This is a genomic window from Ruegeria sp. AL7 (genome assembly GCF_056536105.1).
Window position 1 is genome coordinate 503,402 of record NZ_JBQFJF010000002.1, and the last position, 21,689, is coordinate 525,090.

Annotated in this window: 19 protein-coding genes; 2 read left to right on the plus strand and 17 right to left on the minus strand. The window is 55.1% G+C overall.

Features of this window, described 5'->3' with window-relative positions; all coding sequences use genetic code 11:
- Nucleotides 1-99: 99 nt before the first annotated feature.
- The 10 genes from ACR3E2_RS19565 to ACR3E2_RS19610 form a co-directional block, all read right to left on the minus strand.
- Nucleotides 100-1,203 (minus strand): M24 family metallopeptidase, encoded by a 1,104-nt coding sequence (locus ACR3E2_RS19565; RefSeq protein ID WP_480484616.1) that lies wholly within the window; start codon nucleotides 1,201-1,203, stop codon nucleotides 100-102.
- A gap of 173 nt (nucleotides 1,204-1,376) precedes the next feature.
- The gene (locus ACR3E2_RS19570) at nucleotides 1,377-3,176 is read right to left on the minus strand and encodes an aminopeptidase P family protein (RefSeq protein ID WP_480484617.1); all 1,800 of its coding nucleotides are present in this window, start codon (nucleotides 3,174-3,176) and stop codon (nucleotides 1,377-1,379) included.
- The gene (locus tag ACR3E2_RS19575; RefSeq protein WP_480484618.1) at nucleotides 3,166-4,167 is read right to left on the minus strand and encodes an ABC transporter ATP-binding protein; all 1,002 of its coding nucleotides are present in this window, start codon (nucleotides 4,165-4,167) and stop codon (nucleotides 3,166-3,168) included. Before ACR3E2_RS19575 ends, ACR3E2_RS19570 begins: the two co-directional genes overlap by 11 nt.
- Nucleotides 4,164-5,159 (minus strand): ABC transporter ATP-binding protein, encoded by a 996-nt coding sequence (locus tag ACR3E2_RS19580; protein WP_480484619.1) that lies wholly within the window; start codon nucleotides 5,157-5,159, stop codon nucleotides 4,164-4,166. Before ACR3E2_RS19580 ends, ACR3E2_RS19575 begins: the two co-directional genes overlap by 4 nt.
- A 10-nt stretch (nucleotides 5,160-5,169) precedes the next feature.
- Complete coding sequence (locus ACR3E2_RS19585; RefSeq protein WP_480492857.1) at nucleotides 5,170-5,907, minus strand: ABC transporter permease; 738 nt, start codon at nucleotides 5,905-5,907, stop codon at nucleotides 5,170-5,172.
- A 125-nt stretch (nucleotides 5,908-6,032) separates the two neighbouring features.
- The gene (locus ACR3E2_RS19590; RefSeq protein ID WP_480484621.1) at nucleotides 6,033-6,974 is read right to left on the minus strand and encodes an ABC transporter permease; all 942 of its coding nucleotides are present in this window, start codon (nucleotides 6,972-6,974) and stop codon (nucleotides 6,033-6,035) included.
- A 54-nt stretch (nucleotides 6,975-7,028) separates the two neighbouring features.
- Nucleotides 7,029-8,615 carry an ABC transporter substrate-binding protein gene (locus tag ACR3E2_RS19595; RefSeq protein WP_480484622.1) on the minus strand — a complete coding sequence of 529 codons (1,587 nt, stop codon included), beginning with the start codon at nucleotides 8,613-8,615 and terminating at the stop codon, nucleotides 7,029-7,031.
- Nucleotides 8,616-8,836: 221 nt separating this feature from the next.
- On the minus strand, nucleotides 8,837-9,406 hold the full coding sequence (locus ACR3E2_RS19600) for a helix-turn-helix domain-containing protein (RefSeq protein ID WP_480477671.1): 570 nt from the start codon (nucleotides 9,404-9,406) through the stop codon (nucleotides 8,837-8,839).
- A gap of 724 nt (nucleotides 9,407-10,130) precedes the next feature.
- Entirely contained in the window at nucleotides 10,131-11,063 is a 933-nt protein-coding gene (locus ACR3E2_RS19605; RefSeq protein ID WP_480484624.1) for a phosphotransferase, read from the minus strand.
- Between the two features lie 15 nt (nucleotides 11,064-11,078).
- Nucleotides 11,079-13,502 carry a GcvT family protein gene (locus ACR3E2_RS19610; RefSeq protein WP_480484625.1) on the minus strand — a complete coding sequence of 808 codons (2,424 nt, stop codon included), beginning with the start codon at nucleotides 13,500-13,502 and terminating at the stop codon, nucleotides 11,079-11,081.
- Between the two features lie 146 nt (nucleotides 13,503-13,648).
- On the opposite strand from ACR3E2_RS19610, the gene ACR3E2_RS19615 reads away from it, so the two are divergent.
- Nucleotides 13,649-14,431 (plus strand): DeoR/GlpR family DNA-binding transcription regulator, encoded by a 783-nt coding sequence (locus ACR3E2_RS19615; RefSeq protein WP_480484626.1) that lies wholly within the window; start codon nucleotides 13,649-13,651, stop codon nucleotides 14,429-14,431.
- A 453-nt stretch (nucleotides 14,432-14,884) separates the two neighbouring features.
- On the opposite strand, the gene ACR3E2_RS19620 is transcribed toward ACR3E2_RS19615, so the two are convergent.
- From ACR3E2_RS19620 to pobA, 7 genes are all read right to left on the minus strand, one after another.
- Nucleotides 14,885-15,946 carry a 3-carboxy-cis,cis-muconate cycloisomerase gene (locus tag ACR3E2_RS19620; RefSeq protein WP_480484627.1) on the minus strand — a complete coding sequence of 354 codons (1,062 nt, stop codon included), beginning with the start codon at nucleotides 15,944-15,946 and terminating at the stop codon, nucleotides 14,885-14,887.
- A gap of 66 nt (nucleotides 15,947-16,012) precedes the next feature.
- Nucleotides 16,013-16,834, minus strand: a complete 822-nt coding sequence (locus ACR3E2_RS19625) for a 3-oxoadipate:acetyl-CoA acetyltransferase (protein ID WP_480484628.1) — start codon at nucleotides 16,832-16,834, stop codon at nucleotides 16,013-16,015.
- Nucleotides 16,835-16,882: 48 nt separating this feature from the next.
- Nucleotides 16,883-17,500, minus strand: coding sequence for a protocatechuate 3,4-dioxygenase subunit alpha (gene pcaG, locus ACR3E2_RS19630; protein WP_480484629.1), 618 nt, complete (start codon nucleotides 17,498-17,500; stop codon nucleotides 16,883-16,885).
- Nucleotides 17,501-17,502: 2 nt separating this feature from the next.
- Nucleotides 17,503-18,231: a protocatechuate 3,4-dioxygenase subunit beta gene (gene pcaH, locus ACR3E2_RS19635; protein ID WP_480484630.1), complete on the minus strand. Its 729-nt coding sequence runs from the start codon at nucleotides 18,229-18,231 to the stop codon at nucleotides 17,503-17,505.
- Between the two features lie 52 nt (nucleotides 18,232-18,283).
- Nucleotides 18,284-18,661 (minus strand): 4-carboxymuconolactone decarboxylase, encoded by a 378-nt coding sequence (gene pcaC, locus ACR3E2_RS19640; protein WP_480477645.1) that lies wholly within the window; start codon nucleotides 18,659-18,661, stop codon nucleotides 18,284-18,286.
- Nucleotides 18,654-19,442, minus strand: a complete 789-nt coding sequence (pcaD, locus tag ACR3E2_RS19645; RefSeq protein ID WP_480484631.1) for a 3-oxoadipate enol-lactonase — start codon at nucleotides 19,440-19,442, stop codon at nucleotides 18,654-18,656. The genes pcaC and pcaD overlap by 8 nt, the downstream gene beginning before the upstream one ends.
- Nucleotides 19,442-20,611 (minus strand): 4-hydroxybenzoate 3-monooxygenase, encoded by a 1,170-nt coding sequence (gene pobA, locus ACR3E2_RS19650; RefSeq protein WP_480484632.1) that lies wholly within the window; start codon nucleotides 20,609-20,611, stop codon nucleotides 19,442-19,444. The genes pcaD and pobA overlap by 1 nt, the downstream gene beginning before the upstream one ends.
- Before the next feature lie 97 nt (nucleotides 20,612-20,708).
- On the opposite strand from pobA, the gene pcaQ reads away from it, so the two are divergent.
- A complete protein-coding gene (pcaQ, locus tag ACR3E2_RS19655) occupies nucleotides 20,709-21,650 on the plus strand; it encodes a pca operon transcription factor PcaQ (RefSeq protein ID WP_480484633.1) in 942 nt (313 codons plus the stop codon).
- The last annotated feature ends 39 nt before the right edge of the window (nucleotides 21,651-21,689 follow it).

The window sequence follows — 21,689 nt, forward strand, 5'->3', positions numbered from 1 at the left end:
CCAAGACAATGCCTCACAATCAGTGCTTTGCGACATATCCAACCCGCATCATGTTGGCTGCCATTCACTGACCCCAACCGTGTGGCTGGGACAGCCCGGTTATCGACGTCCCGCCCCCAGGACAATAAGCTCTTTCGGGAAACTGGTCAGTGATAGGCATCCGTCTTCTGTGACCAAGACGTCATCTTCAATACGGACACCGAAATTGCCTAGGTCATACAGACCCGGTTCGTTGGTCCAGACCATGCCTGCGCGCATTACCTGGTTGTTTCCGCGCATGATATATGGAGCCTCGTGCACATCCCGACCCAATCCGTGGCCTGTCTTGGTGCGGATGCGATTGGCGAAAGGGGATGCTTCAAGAACGCCGATGACAGCATCATCGATATCATGGGCCGTCACACCGGGGCGACACACGTTCAGACCCATCTGATTTGCTCGCAATACAGTTTCGTAGACAGCCTTGCCCTCATCTGAGACTTCGCCAACGAAAAAGGTTCGCGTGATATCCGCGACAAATCCATCCTTGCGCGCGCCAAAGTCAAAGAGCAGCGCATCGCCGGTTTGAATCCGATAATCCATACGCGCTTTCCCATGTGGTCGGGCCGAGTTGTCGGCAGCGACCACAATCGGTGTAAAGGCCAGAGAATCGGCGCCTTCGGCAAACATTGCCTGGATCAAATCCTGTTCGATCTGTTTCTCGGTCTGACCTGCGTGTACCGTTCCGATAACCCGCTCAAGCGCACGTTCCGAGATGGTGATCGCAGCTTGCATGGAGGCCACATCCTTGCTGGACTTGATCAGTCGCAGGTTCGAGATTTGGTGTTCCGCATCAGTTATTTGTAACCCAGGCATAGCTTCGGTCAGCGCGTCAGAGACAAAAACACGCATGACCTGCCCTTCAACTGCAAGGGACGCGATGCTCAGGTGGTTCGCCAAAGCGGTGAAAGCCCCTTTGTAACCCGCCTCATCCCGCCAATCGAATACCGCTCCTTCGAACCTTAATTGATCCCACGAGCCAAGTTCCAGATTTGGAACAACGGCAGCGGGTTCTCCTGATGCGGGGATCACAACCACGATGGGGCGTTCGTTGGTCATGAAAGACTTGCCCATGGCTCGGTCGAAATTCGGACCCGGCACCAATGCCACGGCATCGACAGAGATTTCACGGGCCAACCGGCTATATTCTGATAAATCTGGCATCCTTACCAACCCTTATTGTGACCAAAACCACCCGTTTCGGCGATCTCGGCAGATCTTATTATTCTTACGCCACACGCGAACCGTCATTGGTTTGGTATTCTGACAGTTGGAAACGTTGCCATTCGTTTCGCCGCACAGCAGTATACAGCCCGGCCAATAGTTCGTTTCGTGTTTCAGATTGCAGTCGTCACTTTTGTCAGCCACCCCTTTGCAGGCTCACTCAATCGCGGTGAAAGCATCTGTCTGATTTGACGATGATATTGATTTAACCAGTGCCGTTCGGCCTGAGTCAGGTTTTCAACAATCAGCATGTCAGTCTGAATTGGCACAAAAGTCATATTGCGGAAGGCGAGGAAACCGTTGTCTTCTGTGACGACCTCAAAGACATTTTCTATGCGGATGCCGAAGCTGGCGGCTTTGTAAAACCCCGGTTCAATCGACATGACCATGCCCGGTTCCAGATCAATCGGGTTATAGGGTTTTCCTATTCTCTGCGGGTGTTCGTGCACTGACAGTCGATGGCCGATGCCGTGACCGGTCCCATGGTCATAGTCCAGCCCGAGGTCCCACAACGGGCGACGACAGATCCCGTCGATATGGTGTCCTTGGGTACCAGGTGGGAACCGTAAGGTGGCCAAGGCATAGAAGGCCTTGAAGACTGCCGTGTATGCCTCATCATACCCTTCCGGTCGTGATCCAAAAGCGTAGCACCGGGTGGTGTCGGTTGTGCCAGTCTCGTATTGTCCGCCGCTGTCCATAAGATAGGTTTGATCCGGTCGGATAGGATCATTCCGATCCGCGGTTGCGCTATAGTGGCACATCGCCGCGTTCACGCCTGCTGCTGAGATCGCGTGAAAACTGTCATCAAGGAAACCTTGTTGTGCGCAACGCAGCGCCCTCAGTTTTTGCTCTGCTTCACGCTCGGTCAGGGGGTCACTACTTTCGGCGCGAACGGGAACGGTGTTTGCAAGCCAGGCCCCAAATTCTGCCCACGCAATTCCGTCGATGAAATGGCAGGTTCGAAGACCCTCCAGTTCTATCGTGTTTTTCAATGCCTTAGTCAGGGTAATCACACTGCGTTCAGAACCAAGCTTCGCGCCGGCTTCTTCAATGGTTTGCCTTACCGCGACAGGTGAGAAATCCGGATCAGCCAAAACAAACTGACCTGGCTGAAAGCTGGCCTTGAGCGTGGGTAAAAACTCAGCCTGAGGAACTATCTGAAGATTAGAAGGCAGTGCCCCCTCTACGAAATCATCCAGCTTTTTCGGATCGACAAACCAAACCAGCGCCCCATCGCGATGTGCGAGAAGAAAGGAATTAACTACCGGATTATAGTTAACATCCGCCCCGCGGATGTTCAGTAACCAGGCGATATTGTCAGGTTGTGTTTCGACGACAAAGTCGGCCTGTCGCTCAACCAGATAGTTTGCCAGACTAGTGCATTTTTCAGCACAGTTTTTCCCGGCAATTTGCGACGGTAAAACTGTCACACGACCGCAGGGTGGTGCTGGTTGATCTGTCCAAACCGCGTCGACTGGATTGACTTGTTGCGGCACCATCGTTGCGCCTACTTCCTTGCAAGCTGCGTCAAACCGGTCAAACCACGACGGGGGTATGTGCATCGGGTCAAATCCGAGCCGCCAACCAATACGCATTTCTTTTCTCAGCCACTTTTCGGGCGTCTCGCCATGAAGGTGGTGGTGAGAGAACAACGCGCCTTTGCACTCTTGCGCAGCCTGCAAGCTGTATCGACCATCGACAAAAAGAGCGACGATCTCGGGTGTTACAAAAGCAAGTCCGGCAGATCCGGTGAACCCGGTCAGATACGCCAGACGTTCGTCATGCGGTGCGACGTATTCACCTTGATGAGCATCAAATCGCGGTAGTACAAAGGCATCCAGGTCCTGCACAATCAGTTGGTCACGGAACAGCGAAATTCTCTCGCTCGGACATAAGTGAAACCTATCCAGCATTTGCTTTGATCTCTTCCGCGTGGTGGCAGGCGACTTCTCCAAAACCCCCAAATTGTCTGAGTGCGGGAACGTCGCGCTGACACAGGCTTGTGGCAAAGCGGCAGCGCACGTGGAACGGGCATCCGGGCGGTACGTTCATAGGTGATGGCAATTCACCTTCCAGTCGAATGACGTTCCCCTTGTCATCCGGATCAAGCGAAGGCGCGGCGCTGAGCAGAGCTTGGGAGTAAGGATGTGAGGGATCGGAGAACAAGGTTTCACTGTCGCCGATCTCCACAATCCGGCCCAGATAAATCACAGCCACCCGGTTCGAGACGTGACGTACAAGTCGCAAGTCGTGTGCGACGAACAGAATTGTGAGGTTCAGTTTGTCCTGCAATTCAAGCAGAAGATTGACCACTTGTGCCTGTACTGAAACGTCCAGCGCGGAAACCAGTTCGTCGGCAATCAAAACTTCCGGCTCGACTGCCAGTGCGCGAGCGATCGCAATTCGTTGCCTCTGGCCCCCCGAAAACTCGTGCGGTAATTTGTTTGCGGCGTCCTGTGGCAGGCATACCAGATCCAACAGTTCCATAACACGCGAGGGGATTTCACTCTCGGGGCGCATCTTGTGAACACTAAGAGCCTCGGACAGAATCTGACCAGTCGTCATGCGGGGGTTCAGGGACGAATAAGGATCCTGAAACATCATCTGAACGCGACGATTATAATCGCGCTCGTTACGATATTTCGGGTCAAAGATATCTTTTCCAGTGAAACGGATACTGCCGGTCTGAGGCTGGTGGAGCCTAACTATGCAACGTGCAAGTGTGGACTTACCGCAGCCGGACTCACCGACAACTCCCAGTGTTTCTCCTCGCTTGAGCTCGAGGCTAACACCGTTCAGCGCGTTGACAACCCGCCCGGGTCGCTGGCTGATCAGGTCAAGAACCGACCGTGACAAATGAAATTGAAGACCCACATCATTTATCTCCATGACCGTATCTGTCATGCGACGTCTCCCTGAGCTGCGGGCACATGATTGAAGCACGCCACATGACGGCCTTCGGATATCGCCGACAAAGGCGGACGCGCGTTCAGGCACGCGTCGATGGTGCTCTGACACCTTGGGGCAAAGGCGCATCCGACCGGCAACTTCTCAAGACTCGGAGGCGTGCCCGGCACCGAATAGAGTGGTGTACGCGGCGGCACATTCTGAGGAACAGACCGCATCAGCCCTACGGTATAAGGGTGGCGTGGTGCATTCAAAACCTGACGCACAGCCCCCTGTTCAACCACCCGCCCGGCATACATGACCGCCAAGGATTCACAGGTCTGAGCGACCACACCTAAATCATGCGTGACAAGAACCACGCCCATTTGAAGCTCATCGGCCAAGGACAGGATCAGATCAAGAATCTGTGCCTGAATTGTTACGTCCAATGCGGTGGTTGGTTCATCGGCAAGCAACAGTTTCGGATTTGCTGCCAGAGCAATCGCGATCATAACGCGCTGCCGCATACCACCAGAAAACTGATGTGGGTATTCGTCCAAACGTGACGCAGCAGATGGAATCCCTACATGATCCAGCATCTCAACCGCCCGATCACGGCGCGCTGCGCGACTGAGGTCGGTATGCGCTTTCAACGTCTCGGTCAGCTGCATGCCAACCGTCAACAACGGGTTAAGCGATGTCATCGGCTCTTGAAAGATCATCGCAATTTCGCCACCGCGAATGCGCCTCAGTTTTCGTTCGGAAAGCGAAACAAGGTTTTGCCCCTGCCAATTCACGACTCCTGTGACTTCACCATAGCGCCGCGACAGTCCCAGAACCGAACGCAAAGTGACACTCTTGCCAGAACCGCTTTCACCGACCAATCCCAGCACTTCGCCACGTCGAACGGAAAAACTTACGTCTCGCACAGCTGGCAGAGGGGTCCCTTCCTTCCAGAAGGTTGTACTCAGGTTTTTGACTTCGAGGATAGGTTGCTGATTGCCTGTCATTGTCAACTCCTTACCCACGTGGCCTGAGCAGGTCTGCTAACCCATCGCCAACAAGGGAAAATCCAAGACCTGTGATAACGATCGCGATGCCGGGCATCAGGCTCAACCACCAGGCCGTTGTGATAAAATTGCGTCCTTCCGCGATCAGGACACCCCATTCCGCCTGCGGTGGCTGTGCGCCAAGACCCAGATAACCCAGCGACGAACCCAGCAGAATTGCCAGTGCCATGTCCGTCATCCAGTAAACGATAACCGGCGTGATCGCGTTCGGCAGAAGGTGGCGAAAGATAATGCGCCTGTCAGAGTATCCCATGACGATGCCAGCAGCAGCATAGTCGTTTCCCATCTGCGCGATGACCTCGGCCCGCATTAACCGGGCATAGTAGACCCAACCAACAACCGTTATCGCAATGTACATATTGACCAAACCCGGCCCAAGCACGGCGACGACCGCGATAACAAGAACCAGAAATGGGAACGTGATGATCGCGTCTACGACACGCCCGAAGATCATATCGGCAATTCCGCGGTAGTAGCCGACAAGTGCGCCAACCACGACGCCAATGATCAGGGCAAAGACTGTGGCAAGGACTGCCATCTGCATGTTTACCGAATAGGCTGAAATAACGCGGCTCAGACTGTCGCGCCCCAGCAGGTCGGTGCCGAAGGGATGGGCCCAGCTTGGTGGCTGGCGAACCGCGTTATAATCAATGAAATTGGGATCATAGGGGACGAAAGCATTTGGCATGATCGCAAGCAAAGTCGACATTCCAATGATGCAAAGGCCTATTATAAAACCCGGTTTTCGTAGCGCCGCTGGCATGCGCGTCCTTGGCGGCTCACCCGCCCCAACAGGAGAAGTGGCAGTGTTGGTCATGTCAATCGCATCCTCGGGTCCAACGAGCTTTGAAACAGGTCCGTAAGCAGGAATACGACCGAGACCAGAACCGCAAAGGTCAGCGTCAATCCCTGGATAAGCGGGTAGTCGCGCGCGAAAATCGCCTCAAGCATCAAGCGTCCGACACCAGGCACGGCAAAAACTGTTTCGGTAACCAGTGTTCCGCTCATGAGGTTGCCGATGGACAGACCCAAAAGTGTAACGGTCGAAATCAGCGCGTTACGCAGCACATGGCGTCCCAAAATCAGCCTGTCAGGCAAACCCTTGGCTCGGGCAAACTGAACGTATTCAGCATCCAGAACCTCGATGATGGCAGCACGCAGATTTCGCATGATGATCGCCGAGGTATATAACGCCACCGCTACGGCAGGCAGGAACAGGTGATAAAGCCTGTCGCCAAAGGTGTCGCCGTAGCCGCCGACTGGAAACCACCTGAGCTGTGCGGCAAGAAAGGTTAGCAGAATCAGACCGATGTAAAACACAGGCATCGACAGCCCCACCTGGAAAACCGTGCGGATCACTGCGTCAGGCCACCGTCCGCGGTTCAGAGCTGCAACAAATGCCAGTGGTCCTGCAATCAACAAAGACATGAGGACAGCATAGATCGTCAGAAAAGCCGTGGTCGGAAGACGGTTGATGATGACTTCAGTTACCGGTGCGCGCATCAGGATTGACCGGCCCAAATCGCCTTGCAGCGTATTTGTCAGAAACAGCCAGAACTGTACCAAAAGCGGCTCGTTCAGTCCCAACCGTTCGCGGATAGCAGCAAGATCCGCATCCGATGCCCGATCTCCTGCGATGGCGATGGCCGGGTCCCCCGGCAGGAGACGAACCAGAACAAAGATGATGATCATCACGAGGATGAATGTGGGGATCATCAACAGCAAGCGTTTGAACGTGTATTGAAGGGTTGCCATCAAGGCCTCCGTCAAAAGAACCGCCGGCAGGTACTGCCGGCGGCATTTTAGCGATCAGCGGCTGACGGTCGCCTGATCGAAGACGTTGTTTCCCAGTGGTGTCTGAACGTATCCATCCACGCTGGTCGAAACGGCCACCGCAAAGGGCGTCTCATACATGAAAAGCAAGGGGGCAGCATCTGCATATATTTCCTGCATTTCAGCATACTGGGCCGCTCTTTTTTCGGCGTCGATTTCGGTTGCCGAAGCCTCAAACAGAGCGTTGAATTCCGCGTTTTCCCAACCAGTACCGACCGCATTGGCCGTAGGTGTATGACCCAACCAGCCTACGACCTGGCTGGGGTCGTTTACGTCGTTCACCCAACCATAGGTGTGGATGTCAAACTCACCCGAGCGGTTCTTGGCGCCACGTGTCGGTCCATCCACCTGTTCGACTGACAGGTTTATCCCCAACGGAGCCCACATTTGCTGAAGAGCCGCAAATATTGTGCTGTCATCCGCAGAGCCAGCCAAAGTCGTAAAGGTGATTTCGGTTCCTGGCGCTACGCCGGCCTCGGCGATCAGAGCTTTCGCCTTGTCAAGGTCGTAGGCATACAACGGATCAAGATTTGCGGAAAGCTGGGTCGCCGCCGCCATCAAAGGCGACGTCATTGGCTTGCCGGCGCCTTGCAGCACAAGCCCGATCAGTGCCTCTTTGTTGGTGGCATAGTTGAGTGCTTGCCGTACCCGAGCGTCTGACAAAGGGTTAGGCGATCCGTCAGCACGGGTTTCACGCGTGTTGATCGGCGAATATATGATCCGTGTGGACGGATAGAGGTTCATGTTGATCGCTTGGTCTGCTTCAAGCTCCGGCACACGTGAAAAGGGAATGAACTCGGCGGCATCCACCTCACCGGCCTGAAGCTTCAGAATCCGGGTTGCGTCATCGGGTATGATCTCGAAATGCACGCCGTCCAGGTAGGGCAGCGCTTTGCCGTCGGATCCTTTGCGCCAATAATTCTTGTTGGCACAGAACTCCATGGAAGTTCCCTGCTCAAATCCACACAGATAGAAGGGGCCGGACCCGACACCGGGGCCTTTGGCTGCAAAGATTGCGGCGGACTTTTCCTGGTCTGTTGAACCTTCGGCCGCCTCAAAGACGGCTTTGGAGACAATGCCGGTTGTGAAAGTGGCAAGCATAGAGAGGATTGTCGGGTCAGCCGCTTTCAGGCTGATCGAGATGACGTTTCCTTCCGCGCTTACATTGTCGATGGATCCGAGAAGCCCAGCCCATGGGCTCAGATCGGGATTGCGGGCGCGATCCAGCGAAAAGACAACGTCTTCTCCGGTCAAAGGTGTTCCATCCGAAAACGAGACGCCGCTGCGCAAGGTGAGCGATACAGACTGTCCATCGTCGGAGATACTGTATTCTTCGGCCAGTCCTGGGATGACAGAGTTCCCATCTTCACTGGGGCGCAAAAGCGTGTCGAAAAGGCTGCCAACCATCCAGATGTCAGGGTTTCGATCTGCATAAATAGGGTCAATCAGGTTTGATCCGTCATATCTGGCGAAATTCAGAATGCCACCACGCTCTTGTGCAAACAAAGGTAGGGCCATTGCAGTGGCCACGACGGCAGTCGCTGCCATCAAATTACGTTTCATTGATGAGTTCCTCCCAAAGCGATTCTCCATCGCGTGAAGGTGTTATACATTAATTTCATTGCTGCTAAAACTTTTTTTAGTAATGTGTAAATTGTGTATTGCGCTCACAGGAGTATTGATTGAGAATTTCAGGGCGCGCCACAACGTTCGGGGCAGCACTTTCAAGTGCGGCCCCGCGATAGAATTCGGAGAACTTTCGGTGAGCTGTTCAGCCGGTGCGATTACTTGGACGTATTTTTGATCGGCGTCGTATCCACCCACAATTCAACCGCTTCGGTATCTCCTAGAACGATCGAATAATGCGGCTTGGACGCGTCGTGATGTATCGTGTCACCGCTCGACATGATGTGGACTTCGTCACCCAGATGATATTCCAACTGACCCGAAATCAGATAACAAAAGGTCTCGCCTTCGTGACACATTTTCTCGGACATGTGACCCGCAGGGCGATGAACAATACAAGGATACAAAAGCGCGCCCGAAAACCCCGGACCCAACTTTTCATAGAACCGCCCGTTGACTCCCAAAGCATAGGTTTGACGTCGATCTTTGCGAACGTATTCGGTGTACTCCTCGGGAACGCTGACTAGCTGTTCAATGCTGGTCTTCAAAGATGCAGCAATTGCCATAAGCGAAGACAGGGACGGGGCACTAATGCCGCGTTCAACCTGCGATATGAACCCTGTCGTCAAATCAGCTTCATCCGCAACTTCGACAAGTGTTTTGCCAAGCGCTTTCCGGCGGCGTCGAATTGCTTTCCCCAGTTGAGACGGGTGATTTTTCTGATCCATCATTTCTTCTCTAGTGGTAGAGCTCGACAGCTCTCAAAGGCCTTGTTTCAGCAAATCCTGTACCAGTGTCCGAAGGGGACAGCGATTCGCTTACCTAGGCGAACTTCATAACCGGTACGGTTATCATTGGCTAAGTTTCTACTAAAAGCGTTTTTGACCCTGAAAAGCAAATTTGGTTCGGTCCTTCGTGTCGCTACAAGTTTCTGAATGAGAGGCGTTGTCTTGGCGAACACGTGTGAGGAACCTAGCCAAATCAGCCCGCCGCTATGACAGACTCAGATCTGACAGGGGACCTTGTTGCAGTCGACTTACTTCACCGCGCGCACAGAAGGAAATCAGTGATTTTGACGCCATCATTCAAGAAGGGGCGTAGAAACGCCCGCGTACCTGTTGCGTTGATATACGTTTGGCCCAAGCGCCAGGAATTCTGCACTTAGCGTTCCTTCAAATGTGCCCCGTGCAAAGACCAACGGTGGAAAATCGCAACCCGTATGTTGAGGTCGCCAGATCAACTCTCGGACCGCATTCAGCTATGATATCTGTTCGATCACGACAGGAAACTGTGCCTCAGGTAGAACAGCACAGCATTTTAACTGCCGTTTTGGGGACGTTGCGGCCCCTCAAAGAGCCTACCGTGAAACCTGTTCGAATCCCATTTGTCCGAACCATTTTTCATTTCCACATGCCAGTCATTCATCAAGAGATCGCAACTTATCCATCTGCACTATTCGTTCGCAACTGCCTGAACATGGGCTGCGAAAGCAGGATTGAACATCAGTGCCTTGCACCTGTCGAACCGACCCGTAGCATAGGCCCAGAAATCTTCGGCCGGGTTATCATCAGCATGTTGGATCAAGCCCCAGAGTGTCCACAGAAGATCGCACATCGCCTTGTAGATCACCATTCGCCCGAATTGAGCCGCTGTTGGTGCCGCGCCAAAATAGGAGGTCAGCATTTCGATTTCCTGCTTCTCGGTCAGCCCTGCTTCGACTGATAAATCGCCGAGGTCCCAAAGAGCATCATTCATCCCGGAATATTCGAAATCCACGATCCACATACGGTCACCGTTGTCGAGAAAGTTCTCGCAAAGCGGATCGCAATGGCTGGGAACCAGCGCGCCCGGCTTGTCTTGCAGCAGCTGTTTGATCGGCGCCGCTTCGGCGACGATTTCAGTATAGCCTTCGGGCAGGGAAATATCCTTTGTTGCCAGGACTTTCAGATATTCATCGATCATCGAAAAAAGTTCGAACCGGAACTCGAAAGGGCGGGGTGACTCGTGTAGTTGCCGCAGGGCATGCCCGGCACGCGCAGCCGCTCCGGTGCGCGTCGCGAAAAGCTCGGGTGTCATGGTGACGATATCGTCAATGCAGTCACTGATCATCACACCGGTATCTGCATCCGCCCAAAGCACAGCGGGACCGATACCAGCTTCGGCTGCGACCTTGGCATTGTGAATCTCAACGCCACGATCGATATAATCCGCGGTGCCGTCTCCGGGGATGCGAACGATCATGGTGTGTCCGCAGGTTTCCACTCTGTAGACCAGGTTGGTCAACCCACCCAGCCGCTTGATTTCGCTGTTTTGTGCTGAGGTGTCCTCAAAGCCTTTCAGGTTGCGAAGTTCACTCAGGACACGGTCAGTGTTTCCGTCAGTCATTTTCTGCCCTCCCCCTCAGGTTTTTAGCCGTTCATTGGCCGGGTCGAACAGAGGCCCGTCCACCCGGCAGATTTGTTTGCGGTCACCGAACAGTTCGAGTTCGAATTCCGTCTGGTCCGTCATCGCCACCGGAAGATAGCCGTAGATGATCGTTTTCCCGACGTGGTACCCATAACCACCGCTGCTGGCGCGCGAAACGGTTACGCCATTGTGCAGGATGGTTTCTCCCCCGGTCATCGGCAGTTTTTCTTCGGTCACGAAGGTACAGAGTATCTGTGCCGTGCCATTGGATTTCTGGTCCTCCAGCACATCGCGCCCTAGGAAACTTTCCTTCGATTTCAGGTGGACGCGAGAGCCCAGGCCCGCTTCTACAGGTGTATAGTCCGGGGTGATGTCGGTGCTCCAGTAAAGATACCCCTTTTCCAGGCGCAGCGAGTCAATGGCCCGGTAGCCGATATCGCGGATGCCATGGGCGTGCCCGGCCTTCCAAAGCTGATCATAGACATGAAGTGCAAATTCGGTTGGGATGTGCAGTTCCCAGCCCAACTCGCCGGTATAGCCTATGCGCACTGCACGCACTCTTGCTGCTCCGACTGTAATGTCGCGCGCTGTTGCAAAGGGAAACGCAGCGTTTGAGATATCCTCTTCGGTTACCGTCTGCAGGACGTCGCGCGCTTTTGGCCCGCACATGTTGATCACCGCGCGGGAAGAGGTAACCTCGATTAAATGTGCTGATCCGTCTTCCGGCAGATGACGTCGGATCCAGTCGGAATCGTGAACCCCGAATCCAGCGCCGGTCACGATATAGAAATGGTCGCGCCCCAGGCGGGTGATGGTGACATCCGCCTCGACGCCGCCTTTGTCGTTACAAAGTTGGGTATAGATTACGCTGCCATCCGGCTTGTCCATGTTTGAGACCGCCAGGTGTTGCAACACACCCAACGCGCCAGAGCCGATCAGCTCGAACTTGGAAAAGCTCGACTGGTCGATCAGAACGACACTTTCGCGGGCAGCGCGGTGTTCTTCGGCCGCGAAGACATGCCAACCGGGATTGAGGAAATCGAGCTGATCCACTGGGGCGACCCCAGCTGGGGCAAACCACAAAGGCCGTTCCCACCCGTTCTTCGATCCATAAACCGCCCCGTGTTCTTTCAATCGGTTATATAGTGGAGACAAGCGCAAATTACGTGCGGTCTCGGCCTCCTGGCCCGGATAGCGCATCTTGTAGTGATGTGCGTAATGTTCGACGGCTCGGGGATACATAAAGGCCTTGGTCGCATGATGTGGGCTAAACCGCCGCACGTCCAATGGCCAAAGATCCAGGCTTGGGCGCCCGTTCAGAATCCATTCCGCGATCATTTCCCCCGCGCCCCCGCCAGCCGCAATGCCGTAGAGGAACCCGGTCGAAAGCATCAAGTTCTTGATCTCAGGGGCCCAGCCCATGACAAAATCACCATCGGCGGAATAGGGGATCGGTCCATTGATGATTTGCCGGATTCCGACCTGGTTCACGACAGGGGTGACGACACCGGCAAGTTCAGCCAGCGGCGCGAAACGGTCAAGATTGTCAGGCAGCAACTGGCGCACAAACTCTCCGGGAATGCCCCGTTTTCCAAATGGTAATGTGTCGTCTTCGTAACCTCCGATGACCAGACGCCCGCCAGCATCGGGCTTGAAATAGACCAGACGCTCGGGGTCGCGCAGTGTGGGCAGGCCCTTGACCAATTCCGGCTCTGGTAACGGTTCTGTTACGACATATTGGTGCTCGACAGCGCAGGCTGGCACCACGACGCCCAGTTTTGCCGCCAGTTCACGGCTCCACATGCCCGAGGCCAGCACAACGGTTTCCGCCTCATAGTCGCCGTTGGTTGTCATCACTTTGGTTATGCGACCATTGCGGATTTCGAAATCCTCAACCTTCACCCCCTGCCTGATCTGTGCGCCGTGGTTACGCGCACCGGCTGCAATCGCCAGACACAGGCCAGCGGGGTCAACGTGGCCGTCCGACGGAATAAAGGCGGCCCCCTCTAACCCGTCGGCATCGATATAGGGAAACAGGGCTTTCGCTTCGGCTGGTGAGATGATTTCCATCTCCAGGTCAAAACTGCGTGCCATCGTTGCCAAGCGTTTTGCCTCCAGCAACCGTTCCTTGGTTGCCGCCAGCCGCAAGCTGCCGACTTTCTTCCAGTCGAATTCCATACCAGTCTCGTCGGCCAGCCGGTCATAGAGCGCGACCGAACGTTTCAGCATCCGGGTTGTATTGCGGGAAGATCGCAATTGCCCAACCAGCCCGGCAGCGTGCCATGTTGCCCCCTCTGTCAGAGATGCCTTTTCCAGAAGGACGACATCCGTCTCACCTGCCTGGGCCAGATGATAAGCGATTGAGCATCCGATGATGCCGCCGCCAATAATAAGGTGTTTTGCAGAATGGGTTGTCATGGCCTCGCCCCTGTCGACAAATTGGGTGCCAGATCACCGTATCGGCCAATATAAATCAACAAAAATTAAACAATAGTGTTGAAATCTGTTGATTTAAGGGGGTAACTACAATTTATCCTGTTAAAGTCCAACATCCGAGTGACTGAATGTCAAAATACGAAAAGGACATCCTGAGCGCGGTTAACATGCATGGCCGAATCTCGGTCATGGACCTGGCGCAGAGGCTTAACGTTTCCGATCAGACAATCCGTCGAATTGTAAAGCCGTTGGTGGATGCGGGGCAAATCGACAAGGTTCACGGCGCGTTGATCAGCACCCAAAAGGTTCTGGATCCCCCTTTCATCGCGCGTATGACAACCAACCGCGCAGCGAAAGTCGCCATTGCCAAGTCAATATTGAACCTTGTACCAGATAACGCGTCCATTGCTATCGATACGGGATCTACGTCGGGTTTTGTGGCCCAAGCCCTCAAGGCGCGCAGAGATCTTACCGTGGTGACGAATTCAGCGTTCATCGCAACAACTTTGGCCATGGGGAACGGCAACCGGGTCTTTATGGCGGGCACACAGCTTCGAAATCATGACGGGGCAGCGTTCGACCGCGCGGCCTTTGACGTTATTGCAAATATGTCGGTGGAGTACTCAATCCTGTCGGCGTCACGTGTGGATCCGAAACAGGGTTTTTTGGTGTTCGAACAATGCGAAGTCGATATTGCGGTCGCAATGAAGGCGATCAGTGAACGATGTTTCATGGCAGTTGACTCGACCAAGTTCCAGGCATCCGAACCCAAACCAGCCTTGCGTCTTCCGGCTCTTTCGGCAAGTGACTTCCTGATAACCGAGCGGAAGCCTGCGCCAAAATTCGAAGGCGTCATAGGTCAGGCAAAGACAGTAATCGCTGCAGATCAGTTTCAAGCTTTTGATGAGTGATTGGCCTTTGGGAACGGACGTTTTTTCCTATTATTTACCACAAAGCTGTGTGGAGTGGCGGGATTGCGTCGCTTGCATAACGCGTGGGCCGCATCAATATTGTCGGCGACATCTGACATACTCCGGCACTCCAAAATGGCAGCTGTCCTGATATCCGCGTCAACGAAATTCCGATATGTTCCGTCCAGCGTAGGCTGACTTCCTTGGCCGTGAAATAGGCCAGCGACAGATCGTCAGGGCGATCCTCGGCCATCACCTTGATCAGGAACGCCGCCTGTTCTCGGTTCTTCGGCGACTTTAGGTTGCCCGCACCGTCACTGATCCTTCGCTACTGAAGTGGCCCGTCGTTGGGATTGGGAAAACGGAGGAAACACGATGGGAAACAAGTGACACAACCTGCGACGCCAAGTCAGTGTCGCGCCTGAATAACGTCGGGCTCAGAGGCCAGTGCAGTCACTCCACCATGCCTATCCGTTCGATCTGTTGCACTAACGTACCACAGCTGATCAGAGCCTGCCCCGTTGCCAGGATCATCTGGGGCAGGATCATCCATTCCAGCGTCCAGGCAACGCCGGAACGTTCCTGCTCGTGCACCAGCGCCTGATGCATGCCCGAAAGTTGGGTTGCGTTGAAACGAGCAAGTGCGACCAGCAGTTCCGCGCGGACCGGGTTGCGCTTGTGAGGCATCGCCGAAGATCCGCCGCCACCTGCCAGCGAAACCTCGTCCACCCCCTGCTGGGCCATGAGCGACACGTCCTGACCGATCTTTCCCAGCGATCCGGTTATCAATGAAAGCCATGAGGCAAACTCTGCAAGATTGTCCCGGCGGGTATGCCAGTTTGCATCGCAGCTGGCCAGGCCAAGCCCACGGGCCACATGATCTGCGATTACCTGTCCGGACCCGTGCATCCCGGCGCGGTCGCCAACGGCGCCGCCAAGTTGCAGCACAAGCAATCTGGGTTGCAATTCGGTCAGGCGTTTCTGGTGATCGGCCAATGGCAACCGCCAGTTTCGCAGGCGCGTGGCAACAGAAATCTGCAATGCCGCCTGCATTCGGGTTCGCCCCATCATCACGTGTTCGCCATATGCCTGTTCCAACGCCACAAGCGCATCCATCAGGTCAGAAAGACGGGCCGAAAACACCTCCAGAATGTCCTTGATTGACAAAACCAGAGCGGTGTCGACAACATCCTGCGACGTCATCCCCTTATGCAGCGCGACGTGGCAATGTTCAGGCAATGCCGCTTTGAGCGACCGCACCAGCGCGGGCACCACCACGCCATCCAATGCCGTCCCGTCGCGCAGCGCCTGCATGTCGGGACGGTGTTGTCGGATAAGTTTTGCCGCGGTTTCCGCCACCTCTGGTGGTACGGTGCCGACCGCCGCCAAAGCCTCAGAATATGCGGCCTCGACGGACAGCATGTGTCTTAGCTGAGTCTCTGCGCCCAGCATCTCTGAGGTCTGCGGGTCCTCAAACAGCCCGCTGAGCCAGGGATGAGTGGAAAGCTGTTCCATCCTATATGTGGCCTTTGAATTGAAGCGGGCGGATATCAATCGTCATGGCGCCATTACTCCCTGCGCTCAAAGAGCCAAAATCTCGCGGGCCTGTTGCCAGGTGGCGACCGGACGTTCGTGCTTTGCGCATAACTCGGTCACGCGATTGACCAGCGCAGCATTCGAAGGCGCAAGCGTGTTGCGGTCCAGCCGGACATTGTCTTCCAAACCTGTCCGCGTGTGCCCGCCCGCAGCAACGGCCCATTCATTTACCACAATCTGGTTTGGACCGATCCCGGCGGCACACCATTCGGCACCCGGTGCGCGATCCTGCATGGATTTCACGTAAAAGTCGAACACGGCCCTGTCGACCGGCATCGCGTTTTTGACACCCATGACAAATTGAACATACAGCTTGCCATACAGCTTGCCTTCCTTGTGCAATCTGATCGCTTGCAGGATGTGGGACAGGTCAAACGCCTCGATCTCGGGCGTGACTTTGTATTTTTGCATTTCGGCTGACAGCCAGTCCACCAGGTCGGGTGGATTTTCATAAACCCGGGTGGGAAAGTTGTTCGATCCAACCGACAGCGACGCCATGTCAGGGGCAAGGGGCAGCATTCCGCCTCTGGCCTGACCGGCGCCTGACCGCCCACCAGTGGAAAACTGGATGATCATTCCGGGACAGTGTTTTTGCAAACCCTCTTTCAGGAGAGCGAATTTGTCGGGGTCGCTGCTGGGCGTCTGATCATCGTTGCGAACATGGGCGTGGACAATGCTGGCACCGGCCTCGAACGCCTCTTGCGTGCTTTCGACCTGTTCCGCAACCGAGATCGGCACCGCTGGGTTGTTCTTCTTGGTGGGCAGGGAACCGGTGATAGCCACGCAGATGATGCAGGGTTTGGTCATGGTGACTTCCTGAAATGAGTGCGGCCTTGGCAAGGCAGCACCAAGTAGTCAGATATCAAAAAAGACGGTCTCATCTTCGCCTTGTATCTTGATATCGAAGCGATAGACAACTTGACCGTCCCGATTGGTGCGTCTGGCCAGCAGCGTTGCGCGGCGGCGTTCCCATTCGATGAGATTAAGGACCGGGTCCTTGCTGTTGGCCTCTTCCTCGTCCTCGAAATAGATACGCGTATTCAGACCGACATTGATGCCCCGGGCTACAACCCAAAGGTTTATGTGAGGCGCTTGCTGGCCCACGTTTCGTCCCGGTGTCGGGCCGGGTTTGACAGTGTCGAACGCCCATTCGCCGGTTTCAAAATTGGTGATGACGCGTCCCCAGCCGCGAAAGCCGTCTTCGACATCGCCGCCGCCCTCAGGATGGGCATAGACGCCCCTGGCATTTGCCTGCCAGGCCTCGAGCAAAACATCCTTGATGGGCGATCCTGCCCCGTCCACGACCAGTCCTTCGACCCGAATACGCTCACCTTCGGCATTTGGTCCGGCTATATCCCAGCCCAGTTCCTGCCTGTAGATCTCAAATCCGGCAGCCCCAGGCGCCAGACCGATATGGACGTAAGGCCCGGCTGTTTGCGAGGGGGTTTCCTTCAGATAATTCAGCTGTTGCATCTTCAGTTCCCCTCCAGACGGTTTTCAAACAGGGTCGAGCGCCGACCGCGCAAGACCACGTCAAATTTATAGGCGATGGTATCCAGTGGGATCGTCGAATTCATATCGAGCCGCGAAATCAGGCGGCTGATCGCATCGGCGTCAGGAATAGTTTTCACGATCGGGCACCTGTCAATCAGCGGGTCACCTTCGAAATAACATTGTGTGATCAGGCGTTGCGCAAAACCTGTTCCGAATATCGACATGTGGATATGGGCGGGACGCCAGCTGTTCACCCAATTGCGCCAGGGGTAGGCACCGGGTTTTACGGTGCGGAAGAAATAATACCCGTTTTCATCTGTCAGGGTGCGGCCACAACCACCGAAATTGGGATCGATCGGTGCCAGATAGGTATCCTTCTTGTGGCGATAGCGCCCACCCGCATTCGCCTGCCAGATTTCCACCAACGTGTTTGGCACCGGACGTCCGTTTTCATCCAGCACCCTGCCGTGCAGAATAATTCGCTCGCCAATCGGGCTTTCACCGGGCTGCGCATAGTTCGAGATCAGGTCCTTATCCAGAGGATCAACATCGTTGTGGCCAAAAACCGGGCCGGTGACCTCACTGATCGAGTTTTGCAGCGAGATCAGCGAATATTGCGGTGAACGGGTCACGCTGGTCTTGTAGTCGGGCGTCAGTGCAGGTGGGTGCCACTCGCGGTCACGCTGGTAGAATTCACCTTGTTTCAACATTGTCGGATCACACTTCCTTTTTCTCTGACTGGGGTTTCTGCGCGTTTCCCATTCAGTCCTGTTCCATTTCGTCATACGTTTGTTTTGCCAGCCTGAGGGCCTGATTGGCGCGCGGTACGCCCGCGTAAATTGCGACGTGCTGAAACGCTTCAAGTACATCCTGCTTGCTGGCGCCGGTACGGGCTGTGGCGCGGATATGCATCGGGATTTCTTCGAAATTGCCCAACGCAGCCAGCAAAGCCAGCGTCAGCATGGATCTCTCACGGTCGCTGATCCCGTCCGAAGCCCAGACAGTGCCCCACGCGCCTTCGGTGATAAGCGTCTGAAATGGACCGTCCAGATCAGATTTGGCGGCTTCGGCACGATCCACATGGGCATCGCCCAGAATTCTGCGCCGCACTCGCATACCGGACGCGTATTTGTCACTCATTGCGGTTCTCCATCAGGAAGGCGGACAAGTGTTCAGCATAGGTGGCGGGGGCTTCCACGCATGGCAGGTGCCCGGTGTTGGGTATTTCGGCATAGCGCGCCCCGGGGATCATAGCACAGGTCTGCCGGACCAGTTCGGGCGGGCAGGCGCGGTCATCTGATCCGGCGATGGCCAGAACTGGCAATCGCAGCGCCCAGGTCATGGATTCAAGATCAACATTTGAAATCGCGTTGCAGCATCCCAGGTACCCAGAAACAGGGGTACGCACCAGCATGTTGCGCCAAAGCAGCACGTTATCGGTTGCCCTGAAACCCGCTGCAAACCAACGGTCCAGAATTGCGTCAGCCACAGGCTCGATGCCGGACGATCGGATTGCGCCCATCCGGTCACGCCACATCTGGGGCGTCCCCATTTTCGTGGCGGTGTTGGAAAGAACAAGGGCGCGGATCAGGTCTGGTCGGCGCGAAGCCAGCGCCTGACCGATCATGCCGCCAATCGACAGGCCGACAAACACCGTGTCGCGAACCCCGATATGGTCAAGCAACGCCTCGGCGTCATCTGTCAGCTCAGCCAAGCTGTAAAGCGCCTGAGGGCATTCCGACAGGCCGTGACCACGCAGATCGAACCGGATCAGGCGCAGCCCCTTGGGCAGTAAGGGCAAAACTTTGTCCCAAAGGCGCAGGTCAGTTCCCAGCGAGTTGGCAAACACCACAGGCGTGCCATCTGGATCGCCATCCTCACGCCAATGCAGGTGAATGTTATCCAGCGCCGCAATCTGCATCAGTAGGGCAGCCCGACGTAGTTTTGTGCAAACACCGATTGGGCCTCTTTGTTTTCGCGCAGGAAATCAATGTCAGCCTTCTGCATTTTCAGGTCAAAGCCGTTCTGTTCCGGAAAACGGTGCAACAGGTTGGTCGTGGACCAACTGAACCGCTCGGCTTTCCAAATTCGGGCCAACGCTTTTTCGGAATAGCGGTCGATGCCTTCGCTGTCGTGGTCTTTATAGAATTGCAGCAGGGCGTTGTGCAGATAGTGGATGTCGCTTGCCGCCGTGTTAAGCCCCTTGGCCCCGGTGGGGGGCACGATATGCGCGGCATCACCACACAGGAACAAACGGCCCCAGCGCATTGGTTCAGTCACGAAAGACCGCAGCGCCGCAATTGATTTTTCGACAGATGGCCCGGTGATCAGTGTCTCAGCATATTGCGCGGGGATCCTGCGTTTCAGTTCCTGCCAGAAGGCTTGATCAGTCCAGTCATCGGCACTGTCAGACAGCGAGCATTGAATGTAGTACCGGCTGAGGTTCTCATTGCGCATGGAACAAAGCGCAAAACCGCGTTCCGATCCGGCATATATCAGTTCGTCATGGACCGGGGGTGTTTCGGACAAAACGCCTAGCCAGCCAAATGGATAGACCTTTTCATATTCCCGGCGCACGGTCAGCGGGATGGTTTGACGCGACACCCCATGAAACCCGTCGCACCCGGCGACAAAATCGCAATCAATCCGGTGTCTGGTCCCATCTGCTTGATACGTCACATAAGGCGTATCGCTGTCAGCCCTGTGAATCTGAACATAATCGGCGTTGAAAGCGATCTTACCTCCCATCGCATCGCGGGCATCATACAGATCACGGGTTACTTCCGTTTGTCCGTAAACAACCACGTGGCTGCCGGTCAGCTCTTTAAAGTCGATACCGAATTCGATATCGCCATATGAGATCACTGTGCCGTCATGGACAAAACACTCCTTGTCCATCCGATCTGCTACACCGGCTTCGCGCATCAGCTCCACAAAACCGGTTTCCAGAATGCCAGCGCGAATGCGGCCCAGAACATATTCCCTGGTTTTGCGCTCTAACACGATGGTGTCTATGCCGTTGCGGTGCAACAACTGGCTGAGCAAAAGACCTGAAGGTCCACCGCCGATGATCGCGACCTGAACGCGCATGTTGGCTCTCCTGATTTCGCGTGTCTAATAATTGAACGTCATTTCTCGATATGTAAAATGAGTTCTACTTGGACTTAGTTGCTATAATTGGAAAGTAATGATAGATCGCCGCATCAAAGTTAGGCATATTCAATGTTTTATTGAGATATGTCGCGAGAAAAGCCTGAAAGTTGCGGCAGAGAAGCTGTTTCTCACGCAACCGGCGATATCCAAGACGCTTAAGGAGCTTGAGGATATTCTGGGCACTGTGCTGTTGTCCCGTAACCGGTCCGGTGTTTCTCTGACGCGGCAGGGCGAAGTGTTTCTGCATTTCGCCGAAATGTCGCTGGCCGCTTTGCAGCAGGGCTTTTCTGGTGTGGAGCAGATCGAAGCGCGCGGCAGGGCCAGTCTTCGGGTCGGGGTGCTGCCTTCGGTTGCGGCCCGTTTGATGCCAGCCGTTGCCACCGATTTTTCCGAACTTGCGGGCAATGCCCGACTGAGCGTTTTCGACGGTCCACATGGCCATTTGATGGAGCGTCTTCGTCTGGGCGACCTGGAGCTTGTTATCGGGCGTTTGGGTCGCCCTGAAACCATGCAGGGCATTTCCTTTACCCAGCTTTACGAGGAGAAGGTCGTCTTTGTCGTGCGCGCGGATCACCCGCTGCTGAAAGCCCCCGATCTCAGGCGGATTACCGAGTGGCAAGTGCTTTACCCGCCTGAAGGATCGGCAATTCGGCCCTTGGTGGATCGCCTCATGATCGCGCATGGGATTGGTGAAATCGAAGATCGTTTGGAAACTGTCTCGGGTGCTTTCGGGCGGGTGTATACCCGGCAGACCGATGCGATCTGGATCATCTCGGCGGGGGTGGTTGCCAATGAAATCAGCGATGGCCACCTTGTAGCGTTGCCGTTTGATACGTCGATAACGCGCGGACCCGTTGGGCTGATGCGTCGGCCAGACCAGGTCCTGTCACCTCAGGCGCAGGTTTTCGGGTTGGCTTTGGACAATGCAATTGCAAGGTTGGGCTTGTCGCCTGATGGTGCGACCTCTGATAACTAAGGCTGGTCCATTCTGCCGGGGTGGCGCGAGGACAGGAGC